This is a genomic window from Microbacterium sp. NPDC064942 (assembly GCF_049545525.1).
Classification (GTDB): domain Bacteria; phylum Actinomycetota; class Actinomycetes; order Actinomycetales; family Microbacteriaceae; genus Microbacterium; species Microbacterium gawkjiense.
Window position 1 is genome coordinate 79,990 of the sequence record NZ_JBMWDR010000004.1, and the last position, 15,071, is coordinate 95,060.

Sequence of the window (15,071 nt, forward strand, 5' to 3'; positions counted from 1 at the left end):
GCTTCGGGCGTGCTCCTACAGTGGAGACATGCCCCTGTCTGGCCCCCTCTACGAGCGCATCACGACGGCGCCGCCCGTGCCCGCGGGCCTTCCGCTGGTCGTCGCGTTGACCGGCTTCACGGATGCCGGTTCCGCGGTCACCCGCGTCGTCGACCACCTGCACACCGAGCTCGACCCGCAACCGGTCATCACCTTCAACCCGGACGTGCTGTTCGACTACCGCGCCCGCCGGCCCCTCATCACCTTCAACGGCGACCACCTCGAGGACTACCAGCCGCCCCGTCTCGACCTCGCGCTGGTCCACGACTCGCTGGGTCAGCCCTTCGTCCTGCTGTCCGGCTACGAGCCCGACTTCGCCTGGGAGGCCTTCGTCGACACCGTCGTCGGACTCGCCGAAGGGCTGCAGGTCCGGTCGGTCACGTGGGTGCACGCGATCCCGATGCCGGTGCCCCACACGCGGCCGCTGGGGACGACGGTCAGCGGCAACCGCGCCGACCTCACCGAGGCGCACTCCGTGTGGAAGCCCCGCACCCAGGTCCCCTCGACCGCCGGGCATCTCCTCGAGTACCGGCTCTCGGATGCCGGTGTCTCGGTGTCCGGGTTCGCCCTGCTGGTGCCGCACTACCTCGCGGAGACGGACTTCCCCGCGGCGGCGATCGCCGCGCTCGACAGCGTCTCCGTCGCGACCGGTCTCGTCTTCGACAGCGACACCCTCCGTGAGGAGAACCGGGAGTACCTCGAGAAGGTGGACGACCAGGTCGCGGCCAGTGAGGAACTGACCGCCATGCTCGGCAACCTCGAGAACCGTTACGACGCTTACATGGCGGGCTCGACGCAGGCCCAGCCGATCATCCACACCGGCGATCTGCCGTCCGCCGACGAGCTGGCCGCCGAGCTCGAGCGGTTCCTCGCGAACCGTCCCTCCGGCGACGACGACCGGCGCCCCGGGCTCGGCTGAGTCGCACCCCGCGCCGCCGTGACAGCATTCCGCCGGGGAATGCGCACAAGGTATTCGGTGTTGACACGGGTACGTCCTTCATGCATCCGAGACGTATGAGAGAATGGACGAAATGACCCGTTGTCGGGCCCGTGGAGTCGCTTCCGTGCGAGTCCGGCGGACTTGACAAGGGTCTTACTAGTGTCCGAAACCCGGCGGAGTGCCGTCGGTGAAAGGCGAAACGTGACTTCGAGCACGAGGACCACCCGTACACGCGCGGCCGACACGGTCGACGACGCCGAAGCGGTCGAGCCCGAGGCGGCGACCACCCCGGCGAAGAAGGCCCCGGCTCGCAAGGCCGCGGCGAAGAAGCCGGCCGCGACGAAGGCGTCCCCGGCCAAGGCACGCGCCAAGAAGGCAGCCGACGACGAGGACGAAGACGAAGAAGTCGACGAGGTCGAGATCGACGTCGACGCCGCCGACGATGCCTCGGACGACGACACGAAGAAGGATGCCGAGAAGGCGGACGGCGAGGACGAGGACGAGCCCGCGAAGCCTGCCTTCACCGAGCCGCTCCCGACGGGCGCGATCGTCATCTCCTCCTCGGACGACGACGAGGTCCCGGTCTACTCGACGCAGATCACCGGTGCGACCGCCGACCCGGTCAAGGACTACCTGAAGCAGATCGGCAAGGTCCCGCTCCTCAACGCGGCCGAAGAGGTCGAGCTCGCGATGCGGATCGAGGCGGGCCTGTTCGCCGAGGAGAAGCTCTCGCACATGACGGCGGCCGAGAAGTCGTCGCAGCTGGGTCTCGACCTGCAGTGGGTCGCCCGTGACGGGCAGCGCGCCAAGAGCCACCTGCTCGGCGCGAACCTGCGACTGGTCGTCTCGTTGGCCAAGCGCTACACCGGTCGCGGCATGCAGTTCCTGGACCTCATCCAGGAGGGCAACCTCGGCCTCATCCGTGCCGTCGAGAAGTTCGACTACACCAAGGGCTTCAAGTTCTCGACCTACGCCACCTGGTGGATCCGTCAGGCGATCACCCGCGCGATGGCCGACCAGGCGCGCACGATCCGCATCCCCGTCCACATGGTCGAGGTCATCAACAAGCTGGCCCGCGTGCAGCGGCAGATGCTCCAGGACCTGGGTCGCGAGCCCACGCCCGAGGAGCTCAGCCGCGAGCTCGACATGACGCCCGAGAAGGTCATCGAGGTCCAGAAGTACGGCCGCGAGCCCATCTCGCTCCACACGCCCCTCGGTGAGGACGGCGACAGCGAGTTCGGTGACCTCATCGAGGACACCGAGGCCGTGGTCCCCGCCGACGCCGTCGGTTTCACGATGCTGCAGCGTCAGCTGGAGTCCCTGCTCGACTCGCTCAGCGAGCGCGAGGCGGGTGTCATCCGGATGCGGTTCGGCCTGGGCGACGGTCAGCCCAAGACGCTCGACCAGATCGGCGACACGTTCGGCGTCACGCGTGAGCGGATCCGTCAGATCGAGTCCAAGACGATGGCGAAGCTGCGGCACCCGTCTCGGTCGCAGTCGCTGCGGGACTACCTCGAATGAGCGGCGCCGCGAACGAGGGCAAGGAGCTCACGCGAGCGGTCGACGGCGCGACGTACGCCCGGATCCCGATCCGGACGCACGTCGTCATGCCGGGCGAGGACATCGACGAGATCGTCGCGACCTACGCCTCGCCCGAGCTCCAGCCCGGTGATCTGCTGTTCGTGACGGAGAAGATCGTCGCGATCACGCAGGGCAGGTCGTACCTCGTCGAGGACATCGCGCCGCGCCCGCTCGCGCGTTTCCTCTCGCGCTACGTCGTCAAGACGAAGTACGGCATCGGCCTGGGCATGCCCGAGACGATGGAGATGGCGCTGCGCGAATGCGGGACGCCCCGCATCCTGTTCGCCGCCGGCGTCGCCGCGATCACGAAGCTGTTCGGACGACGCGGTGACTTCTACCGGATCGCCGGCGACAAGGCGCGCTCGATCGACGGCCCGACTCCGCACACGATCCCGCCGTACAACAAGGCGGTCGTGCTCGGTCCGAAGGAGCCGGCCGCCGTGGCTGCGCGCCTGAAGTCCCGTCTCGGCGGCGTGTTCGAGGTGGCGGTCGTCGACATCAACGACATCGGCGGCAACATCCTCGGGTCGACGCTCGACAAGGCGGGGGAGCAGCGGCTCGTCCGCATCCTCTCGGACAACCCGCTCGGCCAAGGACACCAGTCCACGCCGCTCGGCATCATCCGTCCGTCGAAGGGCTGACCGTGGGCGCTGTGAACAGGCTCTACCGCCGTGCCCGCTTCTTCGTGCGCCGGGTGGTCAACTTCGACACCGAGCGTGTGCTGCAGTTCGCCCGTCAGTCCGCGCGGCTGTCGAAGGCGCCGCTGTGGTGGGTCGTCGCCGACATGGCCTGGTGCTCCGTGCGGTACGAGACGACGTTCGAGAACTACTCGGAGTGGGACTTCCGCATCCTCAAGGGTCGTGAGCGCAAGACGTACATGACCGACCCCAAGTCGTTCCACCTCTCGCGACGCCTCAACGACAACGCGCAGCGGGCGATCTTCGACGACAAGCTCCAGTTCGCCACCCGTTTCGGGCCCGAGTTGGGTCGTGAGTGGCTCGACCTCGGTGAGTCGGATGCCGCGGCCTTCGCCGCCTTCGTCGCCCGCCACCCGCGCATCATCGCCAAGAACCCCGGCGGCGTGGGCGGCAACGGGATCACGCTCGTCGACTCCGCCGACATCGGGGACGTCGACGCCTTCCGCGATCGGCTGCTCGCCGACGGTCAGACGCTCGTCGAGGAGGTGCTCGTGCAGCATCCCGACATGGCGGCGCTGTACCCCGGGAGCGTCAACTCGCTCCGGATGGTGTCCTACCTCGATCCCGACGGCGAAGTGCACGTCCTCGCGGGTGTGCTGAAGATCGGCAACGGCGGCGTCATCGACAACTTCAGCAACGGCGGCATGTACACGATGCTCGACGAGCAGGGTCGTGCCCTCCACGCCGCCAGCGACGAGGAGGGGTGCCCCTTCGCCGAGCACCCCGCGACGGGAACACCCATCACGGGGTTCCAGGTGCCGCTCTACGACGAGGTGCTCGAGCTCGTCGACCGGCTCGCGCGTCGCGTGCCGGCCTTCCCGTACATCGGGTGGGACATCGCCATCACGCCCGACGGCCCCGTCGTCATCGAGGGCAACCACAACTCCGGCGTCTTCCAGTCGAAGCCCTCGGTCTCCGGCATCCGTCGCGGTCTGCTGCCCCGCTACCGCGCTGCGATGCGCTTCTGACCGACCCCAACCGAAGGGACCGACATGCGCCGCATCCGCGTCCGCCTGCAGTACCTGATCCGTCGCGCACGCAAGCTCCGCCCGGGCAACCTCGTCGAGTTCGCGCGGACCGTCCAGCGGGTGTCGAAGGCGCCGCTGCCGGTGATCATCGCGGACATGCTGTGGTGCTCGGTGCGCTACGACATGGCGTTCCGCGACTACGCGGTGTGGGACATCCGGCTCCTGAACGCGCGTGAGCGGAAGACGTGGATGACGCATCCGAAGTCCTTCCGCATCACGAAGATGTACAACACGCCCGAGGGGCGCTCGAAGCTCGAGGACAAGCGCCGGTTCGCCCGCGAGTACGCCGATTTGCTCGGTCGCGAGACGATCGATCTGCGGGACGTCGACGACGCGCAGCTGGCGGCGTTCCTCTCCCGGCACCCGCGTGTGCTGGCCAAGCCCAACGAGGGTCACGGCGGCGGGGGGATCGAGCTCCACGAGGTCGGCCCCGACGTCGACCCGGCGCGGTTCCGGGCCGAGGTGACCGCCCAGGGCCAGACGGTGCTCGACGAGTTCATCGTGCAGCACCCCGAGATGTCGGCGCTGTACCCGGACGCCGTCAACACCGTCCGGCTCATCACGTTCCTCGACAAGGACGACCGTGTGCACCTGCTGGCGGCCGTGCTGCGCATCGGCAACGGCGACGTCATCGACAACTTCGCCTCGGGCGGGATGTTCACGATGCTCGACGACGAGGGCGTCGCGCTGTACCCCGGTGTCGACAAGAACAGCAACGTCTACCGCGAGCACCCCGTGACGGGAACGCCGATCGTCGGATTCCGGGTGCCGCTCTACAGCGAGGTCCTCGATCTGGTCGCCGCCCTCGCCCGTCGGACGCCCGAGGCGCCCTACGTGGGGTGGGACATCGCGATCACCGCGAACGGTCCCGTCGTCATCGAGGGCAACCACAACTCCAGCGTCTTCCAGCCGAAACCCTCCGCGTCGGGTGTGCGGACGGGCCTCCTCCCGGTGTACCAGGCGGCCGTCGGGTTCTGACCGGCAACGCGAAAGCCCCCTGCAGGGCAGGGGGCTTTCGTCGTGATCGGGATGCCGCGGCTCAGACCGACTCGGTCAGGCGGGCGGTTTCGTCGTGCCACGAGGTGGCGACGGCGCGGAGCTTCTCCTCGTACTTGCGGCCGTGGTGGGCGCAGAACAGGAGTTCGCTCCCGTTGACCTCGGCGGCGATGTAGGCCTGGGCTCCGCAGGAGTCGCAGCGATCCATCGCCGTCAGGCGGTGTTCGAGGACGGCTCCGGGCTCGGTGGTGGTCGACGTGCTCATGTCAGGTGCCTCCTCGTACTGCTCATGACGGGTGAACTGTCACGCAATACAACCACGTCGATGTTGCGGGTATGCCGCCATTGCATGACATTTCGCTGTGCGCGTACGGTATGTGCCCGCTGTGCGTGGCGACCTCGTGACGGCGTGTGTGTCGGTCGGCGTGGTGTCGGGGGTGCCGCATACGATGGGAGATCGTGACAGCCGAGTATTCCGCCCATCATCTCCAGGTCCTGGAAGGGCTCGAGGCCGTGCGCAAGCGGCCCGGTATGTACATCGGCTCGACCGACTCCCGCGGACTCATGCACTGCCTCTGGGAGATCATCGACAACTCGGTCGACGAAGCCCTCGGCGGACACGGCGACCGCATCGAGATCATCCTGCACGCCGACGGCAGCGTCGAGGTCCGTGATCGGGCGCGCGGCATTCCGGTGGACGTCGAACCGCGCACCGGCCTGACGGGTGTCGAGGTCGTGTTCACCAAGCTGCACGCGGGTGGCAAGTTCGGCGGTGGGTCGTACGCGGCATCCGGTGGTCTCCACGGTGTCGGCGCGTCCGTCGTCAACGCCCTCTCGGAGCGGCTCGACGTCGAGGTCGACCGGGCGGGCAAGACATACGCCATGTCGTTCCACCGGGGTGAGCCGGGCGTGTTCGAGGGCGACTCGCCGTCATCCGGATTCCGGCCGTTCGAGAAGTCCAGCGAGCTGCGCGTCGTCGGCAAGGCGGCGAAGGGTGTCACGGGTACCCGCATCCGCTACTGGGCGGACCGGCAGATCTTCACGAAGGACGCAGCGTTCGATCTCAGCGAGCTGGAGCAGCGCGCGCGTCAGACCGCGTTCCTCGTCCCCGGTCTCGAGATCGTCATCGTCGACCAGCGGACAGCGGACACCGTCGAGACGAGCTATCGCTTCGACGGAGGCATCTCGGAGTTCGCCGATTTCCTCGCCCCGGATGCGCCGATCACGGACACGTGGCGTCTGACCGGCACCGGCACGTTCACCGAGACGGTGCCCGTCCTGCAGGCCTCCGGAGCCATGGTCCCCACCGAGGTGCAGCGCGAGTGCGAGGTCGACATCGCGCTGCGATGGGGGACGGGCTACGAGACGGTCACCCGCTCGTTCGTGAACATCATCGCGACGCCGAAGGGCGGCACGCACCAGCAGGGCTTCGAGCAGGGCCTCATGAAGACGCTGCGCGGGCAGATCGAGTCGAATGCCCGCAAGCTCAAGGTCGGTGCGAACGACAAGATCGAGAAGGACGACATCCTCGCGGGACTGTCGGCGGTGCTGACCGTCCGTCTGCCGGAGCCCCAGTTCGAGGGCCAGACGAAGGAGATCCTGGGCACGCCGGCCGTCCGCAACGTCGTGACATCGGTGGTCTCGAAGGAGCTCGCCGCCAAGTTCGCCTCGACGAAGCGGGACGACAAGGCGCAGACCGCCCTGCTGCTCGAGAAGGTCGTCTCCGAGATGAAGGCCCGGATCTCGGCGCGCACGCACAAGGAGACCCAGCGCCGGAAGAACGCGCTCGAGTCGTCCTCGCTGCCGACGAAGCTCGCCGACTGCCGGACGAACGACGTCGCCGAGTCGGAACTGTTCATCGTCGAGGGGGACTCGGCGCTCGGGACGGCCAAGCACGCCCGCAACAGCGAGTACCAGGCACTGCTGCCGATCCGCGGCAAGATCCTCAACGTCCAGAAGGCGTCGATCAGCGACATGCTCTCGAACGCCGAGTGCGCCGCGATCATCCAGGTGATCGGTGCCGGTTCGGGCCGCTCCTTCGACCTCGAGGCCGCCCGCTACGGCAAGATCATCCTGATGAGCGACGCCGACGTCGACGGCGCACACATCCGCACGCTGTTGCTCACCCTCTTCTTCCGGTACATGCGGCCCCTCATCGAAGAGGGTCGGGTGTACGCCGCCGTGCCGCCGCTGCACCGCGTCGTCGTCATGAACCCCGGCGCCAAGCCCAACGAGACGATCTACACCTACAGCGAGCAGGAACTCCACACGCTGCTTGCGAAGCTGACGAAGTCGGGCAAGCGGTGGCAGGAGCCGGTGCAGCGCTACAAGGGCCTCGGCGAGATGGACGCGGACCAGCTCGCGACGACGACGATGGACCGCGCGGGACGCACTCTCCGCCGCGTCCGGGTGCAGGACGCCGAAGTCGCTTCCACCGTGTTCGAGCTGCTCATGGGATCCGAGGTGGCGCCCCGCCGGGACTTCATCGTCACCTCGAGCGAACGGCTGGATCGCGAGCGGATCGACGCCTGACCCGGCGCCTCCTCGGGTCTACCCTGGGCTCATGACCTCCCACCGCGTCGTCGCTCCCGTGATCGCCCCCGGCGACAAGCCGAAGGGGCCGGCGTCGTACTTCCCGAGCATCGAGAAGACGTATGGGCAGTCCGTGCAGCACTGGCTCGACATCGCGGCCGACGCGCTCGACACGAGGACGCACATGGAGACGGTGGGGCTCCTCAAGGAGGAGCACGGCCTCGGCCACGGCCACGCGAACGCGATCGTCGCCTACGTCAAGGCGAAGCTGACCGCCTGACTCAGAGGCGCCGCTCGTGGCGACGCGGCTTCAGATGGGCCGGGGCGTCGGATGCCGGCATCCACTCCCACGTGAAGGACCCTCGGTAGCCGAAGAGGTACCCGAAGCGGTCGTTGTCGACGCGGAGGTCGACGTGGAACAGTCCGTCGGTCTCGTCGAACCGCTCGCGGAGAGTCGCGCGGCCGCTGAACAGCATCGGGAAGCGGAAGGCGACCGGCCCCTCGTAGAAGCGCTGCGCGCCGCTGCGCAGGAGGAGTGACCCGTCGGGCTCCGCCGACACGTCGAGGTCGACCGCGAGGTGCTGGTGGGTCCCCAGGTAGTCGACGATCCCGTCGTGCCCTGCCACCATCGTCGCGTCGAACCGGCGCCTCCTGCCGCGGACCCGGTACTCGCGCACGAAGGTGACCGTCTCCCGTCCGTACGGATCGAGGTAGGGGTAGTTGGCGATCGTGAAGGGGACGTCGGCGCCCACGTCGGGGACGAGGATGTTGCGAAGGCGCCCGATCTGCAGGAACGGCACCGTCCACCACGGGCCGCGCGTGATCTGCGTCATGACCCCGCGTCCCACGCAAGCCATGCCGCCCGTCAGCCCGACGTGAAACGACGCTGGAGCTGCGGGTGCAGGCGATCGAAGTCTTTCCCCATCGCGGTGCGGAACAGCGAGGTCATGTCGGCTCCCGAAGGTCGGCGAGGGTTGCCGGCGCGTCGTCGAGGGCGTGTCGGCCGGCGGGTCGACGACCGCACCGCGCCGCGCGAGGTCGGTCCGCGCGCCACCAGGCCAAGACGGACACGAGGCCCCAGCGCTCCGGAGCGACCCCCGTCTCGGCCCAGATGCGCAGCCGGTCGAAGCTCCACGCCGTCGCCCAGCCGAGGAGCGGACGCACGAGGACGTCGGCGGGGCCCCACCCGGGGTCGTAGTCGTACCCCGTCACGAATCGCACCCTGCCGTCGCGCAGGGGGATGTACCGCCAGTACCCCCGTCCGCGGCGTATCGGTGAGAGTCGATCGGTCGTCGAGAAACGCAGCGCCGACGTCCGGGTGCGGTCGGGCCGCAGGCGCTCGCCCAGGCTGACACCCGTGCCCCGCACCGTGTGGAGCGGCGTCCGGCGTTCGTACGTGAACCGCTGCCTCCCGGACGCGTCGGTGCCCGTCGGCTGGATGCGCGAGAACCGGACGTCCCAGCGCGGGTGCAGCTCGGGGTCCTGGGTGAGCGCCCAGAGGTGCTCCATCGGCGCGACGATGTCGGTCTCCACATGGATGCCGCGCCGAGCCACGCCCGTGCCGCCTCAGGAGACCGCGGTGCCGATGGCGCCGATGACGGCGTCGAGGGCCTGGCCGGAGGCGTCGCGTTTCGCACTCGGTTCGGGCAGCTGCCGGACCGAGCCGTCCGCACCCACGGCGCGGGGGGCATCGCCCACCCAGGCGAGGATGAGCGCGTCCTCGCCGCGGAGGAATCGCTGCGCGCGCACGCCGCCGGTCGCACGACCCTTGGCGGGGAAATCGCTGAAGGCGGAGACCTTCGCGGACCCGGCATCCGTTCCCGGCAGGGCCGCGGTGGATCCGGCGACGGTCGCGACGACGGTGTCGTCGGTCGCGGCCACGGCGGTGAAGGCGATCACACGGGCGTCGCCTGTGAGACGGATGCCGGCCATGCCGCCCGCCGAGCGGCCCTGGGGACGCACGGCCGCGGCATCGAACCGCAGCAGCTGCGCATCGGTCGTGACGAAGACGAGTTCGGTCCCGTCCGCCGCGAGCGCCGCCCCGACGACGGTGTCGCCGGGCTTGAGCGCGATGATCTCGACGTCCGGCTTACCGGCCGGGAGCTCGGTCGCCGCGACCCGCTTGACGACGCCCTGCGCCGTGCCCAGCGCGATCGGCGCGTCGGCCGTCAACGGGACGAGGGCGAGCACGTGCTCGTTCGCGCCCAGCCCGAGGTACTGCGCGGCGCGCGTGCCGGCCGCCAGCTGTACCGAGTTCGCCGGGACCGAGGGGAGGTCGACGGGGGTGAACCGGACGAGGCGTCCGAGCGTGGTCACCGCGCCCAGGTCGCCGCGGGTCGTCGTGTCGACCGCCGACCGGATGGCGTCGTGCTTGGACCGGCGTGCCGGCGGCACGATGCCGCCTCCTGGTGCGTCGGGTACCAACTCTGCGCGCACCATGCGGCCGGTCGCGGAGAGGAAGACGCGGCATGGGGCGTCGGCGATCTGCAGATCGGCGGGGGCAGCGGCGCGGCCGCGCGGGGTGACCGGTCCGCCGTTCATGAGCAGGGTGCGACGCGGCGTGCCGAAGGCCTCGGCCGCGGCATCCAGCTCCTTCGCGACCTGACGGCGCAGGAGCACGTCGCTGGCCAGCAGCTCCTCCAAGGCGGCGATGTCGGCCTTCAGGGTGTCGCGCTCGCTCTCGAGCTCCACACGCGAGAACTTCGTCAGCCGGCGCAGGCGCAGTTCGAGGATGTACTCGGCCTGCGGCTGCGAGAGGTCGAACACGTCCATGAGTCGCGTGCGGGCCTGATCGCTGTCGTCCGAGGTGCGGATCACCTGGATGACCTCGTCGATGTCGAGGATGGCGATGAGGAGGCCCTCGACGAGGTGGAGGCGTTCCTGCTTGCGGGCGAGCCGGTAGCGGCTGCGCCGCGTGACGACCTGGATGCGGTGGTCCAGGTACACCCGCAGGAGGTCCTTCAGCCCGAGCGTCTGCGGCTGACCCGCGACGAGGGCGACGTTGTTGATGCCGAACGAGTCCTCGAGCGGAGTCAGGCGGTACAGCTGCTCGAGCACGGCGTTCGGGTCGAAGCCCGTCTTGATGCCGATCACGAGCCGCAGACCGTTGTTGCGGTCGGTGAGGTCGGTCAGGTCCGAGATGCCGGTGAGCTTCTTCGCCGTGACGGCGTCGCGGATCTTCTCCATCACCCGCTCGGGGCCGACCATGTAGGGGAGCTCGGTGACGACGATGCCGGTGCGGCGCGGGCCGAGCGATTCGATCGACGTCTTCGCGCGGGTGCGGAAGGAGCCGCGCCCGGTCTCGTACGCCTCCTTGATGCCGTCGAGTCCGACGATGACGCCGCCGCCGGGGAGGTCGGGACCCGGCACGAACTCCATGAGCTCGTCGAGGGTCGCGTCGGGGTGCTCGAGCAGGTGGACGGCGGCCGAGACGACCTCGATGAGGTTGTGCGGCGCCATGTTGGTCGCCATGCCGACGGCGATGCCGGTCGCGCCGTTGACGAGGAGGTTCGGGAAGGCGGCCGACAGCACCTCGGGCTGCTGGAACTGGCCGTCGTAGTTCGGGATGAAGTCGACGACGTCCTCGTCGAGGTTCTCGGTGAGTGCGAGGGCGGATGCCGCGAGTCGGACCTCCGTGTACCGCGCCGCGGCGGGGCCGTCGTCGAGCGAGCCGAAGTTGCCGTGGCCGTCGACGAGCGGGACGCGCAGGGCGAAGTCCTGGGCGAGACGCACGAGCGCGTCGTAGATCGCGGAGTCTCCGTGCGGGTGGAGCTTTCCCATGACGTCGCCGACGACGCGCGCGCTCTTGACGTGCCCGCGGTCGGGGCGCAGCCCCATCTCCGACATCTGAAAGAGGATGCGGCGCTGCACCGGCTTCAGGCCGTCCCGCGCGTCGGGCAGGGCGCGCGAGTAGATGACCGAGTAGGCGTACTCCAGGAAGGACCCCTGCATCTCGTCGGCGAGATCGACGTCCTCGATGCGTTCAACGGCGGGAGGGGGAGGGGGAGTGCGCGATGCCATGGCCTCGATCGGTCTTCGGGAGATGCTGCCAGGGGTCAGGACGGCGGCGGGGCACCGTGTGGAAGACTGACCCGGATGACTGCCAGCCTACCCGCGGACCCGCCCACGGCCCGGAGCCTCACCGGTGTCGTGCCGCAGATCCTGGCGTCGCTGCAGGGGCGCGGCGAGTGGTTCGCGCCGGCGCGATCGGCGATAGTCGTCATGGTCGACGGACTCGGTCGATCGAACCTCACCGCCCGCGCCGGGTACGCCCGTTTTCTCGCCGGACGCATGACGAAGAAGGATGCCGCGCGCACCGTCTTCCCCGCGACGACCGCAGCGGCGCTGACGAGTCTGCTCACCGGGGAGTCGCCGGGCCGGCACGGCCTCGTCGGCTACCGCGTGCGGGTGCCGGGCACCGACCTGGCACCGAATCAGCTCAAGGGTTGGGAGACCGACGGTCTCGATCCGCTCACGTGGCAGCGCTGCGCGCCGATACTCGAACGCGAGACCGCAGCCGGGCGACCCTGCTTCGTCGTCTCGTCGCCGCGGTACGCCGCGACCGGGTTCACCCGCGCGCTGCAGCGCGGCGCGGAGTTCATCGGGGCCACGACCATCGCGGAGCGCATGGAGCGCTCCGCGGATCTCGCGTTGCGGCATCCTGGCGCCCTCGTCTACACCTACATCCCCGAGCTCGACACGATCGCGCACGCGCGCGGGTGGGAGAGCGACGAATGGTCGGCCGCGCTGGAGACCGTCGACGTGGCGGCGCGCGATCTCGACACGGCGATGGGCGCCCACGCGGGTGCCGTCGTCACGGCCGACCACGGGGTGGTCGACGTCCCGCGGCACCGTCACCTGCTCCTGCAGGACGGCGATCCGCTGGTGGACGACGTCCGCATCGTGGGCGGCGAGCCGCGCATGCTCCATCTCTACGCGGAGGAGGGACGCGCGGACGACGTCTTGCGTCGGTGGCACGAGGCCGAGTCCGGAAGGTCCTGGGTGCTGTCGCGCGACGAGGCGGTCGCGGCGGGCCTGTTCGGCGAGGTCGTGGACGCGGGGGTGCTCCCTCGCATCGGCGACGTCCTGGTGGCCGCCCGCTCAGCGGTCGCGTACTACGACGACCGGGAGTCGGACAAGCGGCCGCAGAGCATGATCGGGCAGCACGGATCACTCACCGATCAGGAGCGCGTCGTCCCGATGCTGCGACTGGGGTCGTTCGCCTGACGCTCAGCCGTCCTCGGTGCGGGCGCCGAAGACGATCTCGTCCCACGACGGCATCGACGTGCGTCCGCGGCGGCGCGTCTGCTCGGCCGGAGCCTCGCTCGCCTCGGTCTCGGTGGGTGCCGGCTCGTCGGGGGCGGACTCCTCGGGCGTCTCGAGCGCGTCGAACAGGGCGACCGGGCTCGACGACCGCTGTTCGGTCTGCTCCGTCGGCATCGGCTCGCGCTGTCCGCGGCGGCGGCGGAGCGCCTCGAGGAGGTCGGCTGTCTCCGCGGAGGTCACCGGGGCGTCCGGGGCACGCTTGATCGCGGCCTGCTGTACAGCCGCCGAGGAGGAGGGGCGATCGTCGGTCGCTTCGGCCGCGCCGTCGGGGGCGACGAGCCCGCGGGGACCGAACGATCCGCTGTCGAACCGCGAGGCATCCTTCTGCGGAGCGGTGTCGAGGGCGCGCAGGCGAGGGATGAGGCCCTCCGGGAGGGAGCCTTGCCGGGAGAGCTGCGTCGCGTCGGAGTTCTGGGGTGCGAGCGAGGATCGGCGGGGGTCGAACGACCACCGCGCGTCGTGCTCGACCTCGCCGACGGTGAACTCGAGCTTCACGGTCCAGCCGTTCTGGTCCTTCCAGCTCGTCCACCGTTCGCCGGTCGCGCCCGCCTCGGCGAGCTTCGCGCGCACGGCGTTGCCGAACGTGGGCTGCGCCCCGGGGTCGAGCTCGCCGCCGATCAGCACGGTCACGGCGAGGGCCTGGTCGACGACGTGCTCGCGCTCGGCGAGGACGGGCCCTTCGAAACGCTGGACGTCCTCGACGCGGACTCCGAGCAGCTGGGCGACGTCCTCAGCCGACATCCCGGCACGGATGTGCGCCTGGATGTCGCGGGGGTTGGGGCGGGCGAGTCGAGGTTCGGCGTCGCGCTGCAGGCGGCGCAACTGCGTGCGCAGCGCCTCGTCGACGGCGAGCGAGAAGCGGTCGCCGGCGTCGGTCGCGAGCATGAGGCGACCGTCCTCGGTGCCGATCACTTTGAGCTGTTCCATGCGGACGTCCTCCAGATCCAGCGTGTGCGCCCATGGTGTCACGGCGGGCGCCCGGCGACGGGAATATCCGGGGCGTGCCGCGAGTTTGCGGTGAGGCCCCTCCGAAAGGCGGCGGCGACCCGGCGGCCCATTTGCGATTCACGGGTGCGTGATGCAAACTATGGCCGCCCGAACGGGCCGCACCCACTGCAACACCCCGAAAGTTGAGACGTTCTCGCATGGCCACGGATTACGACGCCCCCCGCAAGACCGAAGACGACAGCGAGTCGATCGAGGCTCTGAAGGAACGCGTCCCGGACAAGATGTCCGGCTCGGTCGACGTCGAGGACTCCGACAACCCGAGCGGTTTCGAACTGCCCGGCGCCGACCTCTCCGACGTCGACCTCGACGTCGTCGTCCTGCCTCCGCAGGAGGACGAGTTCACCTGTGTCGAGTGCTTCCTCGTGAAGCACCGCACCCAGATCGACCACCAGACCTCGATCGGTGCCATCTGCACCGAGTGCGCGGCCTGACCGGCCCCGACCTTCAGGTCTCAGCGACCCCGCTGCGCGCGGGTGATCATCGCCGCCACCCTCTCGGGGGTGCGGGACGAGAACACCCACCGCGCCGTGGGGTCGTCCTCGTCTGCGACGGGAACGCGGACGACACCGTCGATGCCTCCGCGCAGGAGGTGCCAGTCGTCGCGGCGGAGGTCGCTGCCGCGGGCGGCCCGGGCGGCCTCGCCGGCGAGGATCTCGGGCTCACCGAGGTCGCTGACGGCGATGTGCGCGCGGCCCACGCGGAGTTCGCCGTCGCTCACCGAGACGACCGGAGCGCCGGCGATGAGTGCCGAGACGAGGCCCACGCCGACGGCCAGACCGACCACGAGCGCGAGGGTCGTGTCGATCGGCGCGAAGGTCACCGCGGCCATCGGTGCGCACACCGCGGCACTGACCAGCAGCCACAGCGACGGGCTCAGCCGCTCGCGGTACGAGGGGGGAGTGGAGCGGTCGGTGTTGTGCATTA

The 15,071-nt window shown here is 69.7% G+C and carries 15 protein-coding genes; 9 read left to right on the plus strand and 6 right to left on the minus strand.

Translation table 11 applies throughout. The features are described 5' to 3' along the window. Positions 1-28 precede the first annotated feature (28 nt). The 5 genes from ACPEH2_RS08835 to ACPEH2_RS08855 all read left to right on the plus strand — a co-directional run bounded on the left by ACPEH2_RS08835 (position 29) and on the right by ACPEH2_RS08855 (position 5,264). On the plus strand, positions 29-958 hold the full coding sequence (locus ACPEH2_RS08835) for a proteasome assembly chaperone family protein (protein WP_064002137.1): 930 nt from the start codon (positions 29-31) through the stop codon (positions 956-958). A gap of 222 nt (positions 959-1,180) precedes the next feature. Then, a complete protein-coding gene (locus ACPEH2_RS08840; protein ID WP_064002136.1) occupies positions 1,181-2,500 on the plus strand; it encodes an RNA polymerase sigma factor in 1,320 nt (439 codons plus the stop codon). Next, on the plus strand, positions 2,497-3,201 hold the full coding sequence (locus ACPEH2_RS08845; RefSeq protein WP_359918809.1) for a coenzyme F420-0:L-glutamate ligase: 705 nt from the start codon (positions 2,497-2,499) through the stop codon (positions 3,199-3,201). Before ACPEH2_RS08840 ends, ACPEH2_RS08845 begins: the two co-directional genes overlap by 4 nt. Positions 3,202-3,212: 11 nt before the next feature. Continuing rightward, positions 3,213-4,226, plus strand: coding sequence for a sugar-transfer associated ATP-grasp domain-containing protein (locus tag ACPEH2_RS08850; RefSeq protein ID WP_359918807.1), 1,014 nt, complete (start codon positions 3,213-3,215; stop codon positions 4,224-4,226). A 24-nt stretch (positions 4,227-4,250) separates the two neighbouring features. Next, positions 4,251-5,264 carry a sugar-transfer associated ATP-grasp domain-containing protein gene (locus tag ACPEH2_RS08855; protein ID WP_217531711.1) on the plus strand — a complete coding sequence of 338 codons (1,014 nt, stop codon included), beginning with the start codon at positions 4,251-4,253 and terminating at the stop codon, positions 5,262-5,264. A gap of 61 nt (positions 5,265-5,325) precedes the next feature. Here ACPEH2_RS08855 and ACPEH2_RS08860 read toward each other — a convergent pair whose 3' ends face one another. Next, complete coding sequence (locus ACPEH2_RS08860) at positions 5,326-5,547, minus strand: DUF7455 domain-containing protein (protein WP_018186680.1); 222 nt, start codon at positions 5,545-5,547, stop codon at positions 5,326-5,328. Between the two features lie 194 nt (positions 5,548-5,741). On the opposite strand from ACPEH2_RS08860, the gene ACPEH2_RS08865 reads away from it, so the two are divergent. Next, entirely contained in the window at positions 5,742-7,814 is a 2,073-nt protein-coding gene (locus tag ACPEH2_RS08865) for a DNA gyrase/topoisomerase IV subunit B (RefSeq protein ID WP_423718616.1), read from the plus strand. A 31-nt stretch (positions 7,815-7,845) separates the two neighbouring features. Continuing rightward, positions 7,846-8,094, plus strand: a complete 249-nt coding sequence (locus tag ACPEH2_RS08870; protein WP_359918804.1) for a DUF4287 domain-containing protein — start codon at positions 7,846-7,848, stop codon at positions 8,092-8,094. A 1-nt stretch (position 8,095) separates the two neighbouring features. Here ACPEH2_RS08870 and ACPEH2_RS08875 read toward each other — a convergent pair whose 3' ends face one another. From ACPEH2_RS08875 to ACPEH2_RS08885, 3 genes are all read right to left on the minus strand, one after another. Beyond that, positions 8,096-8,647: a DUF4166 domain-containing protein gene (locus tag ACPEH2_RS08875; protein WP_423718617.1), complete on the minus strand. Its 552-nt coding sequence runs from the start codon at positions 8,645-8,647 to the stop codon at positions 8,096-8,098. 112 nt (positions 8,648-8,759) lie between these two features. Then, positions 8,760-9,368, minus strand: coding sequence for an SRPBCC family protein (locus ACPEH2_RS08880; RefSeq protein ID WP_359918801.1), 609 nt, complete (start codon positions 9,366-9,368; stop codon positions 8,760-8,762). Between the two features lie 12 nt (positions 9,369-9,380). Continuing rightward, positions 9,381-11,834 carry a DNA gyrase/topoisomerase IV subunit A gene (locus ACPEH2_RS08885; RefSeq protein WP_423718618.1) on the minus strand — a complete coding sequence of 818 codons (2,454 nt, stop codon included), beginning with the start codon at positions 11,832-11,834 and terminating at the stop codon, positions 9,381-9,383. Positions 11,835-11,909: 75 nt separating this feature from the next. On the opposite strand from ACPEH2_RS08885, the gene ACPEH2_RS08890 reads away from it, so the two are divergent. Then, positions 11,910-13,040 (plus strand): alkaline phosphatase family protein, encoded by a 1,131-nt coding sequence (locus ACPEH2_RS08890; protein WP_359918797.1) that lies wholly within the window; start codon positions 11,910-11,912, stop codon positions 13,038-13,040. A 3-nt stretch (positions 13,041-13,043) separates the two neighbouring features. Here the strand turns inward: ACPEH2_RS08890 and sepH are convergent, their stop codons facing one another. Then, positions 13,044-14,066 carry a septation protein SepH gene (gene sepH / locus ACPEH2_RS08895; RefSeq protein WP_217531700.1) on the minus strand — a complete coding sequence of 341 codons (1,023 nt, stop codon included), beginning with the start codon at positions 14,064-14,066 and terminating at the stop codon, positions 13,044-13,046. A 218-nt stretch (positions 14,067-14,284) separates the two neighbouring features. Between sepH and ACPEH2_RS08900 the strand changes: the two genes are divergently transcribed. Next, the gene (locus ACPEH2_RS08900; protein WP_018186686.1) at positions 14,285-14,578 is read left to right on the plus strand and encodes a DUF4193 domain-containing protein; all 294 of its coding nucleotides are present in this window, start codon (positions 14,285-14,287) and stop codon (positions 14,576-14,578) included. 20 nt (positions 14,579-14,598) lie between these two features. On the opposite strand, the gene ACPEH2_RS08905 is transcribed toward ACPEH2_RS08900, so the two are convergent. Next, positions 14,599-15,069 carry a DUF3093 domain-containing protein gene (locus ACPEH2_RS08905; RefSeq protein ID WP_359918796.1) on the minus strand — a complete coding sequence of 157 codons (471 nt, stop codon included), beginning with the start codon at positions 15,067-15,069 and terminating at the stop codon, positions 14,599-14,601. Positions 15,070-15,071 lie beyond the last annotated feature (2 nt).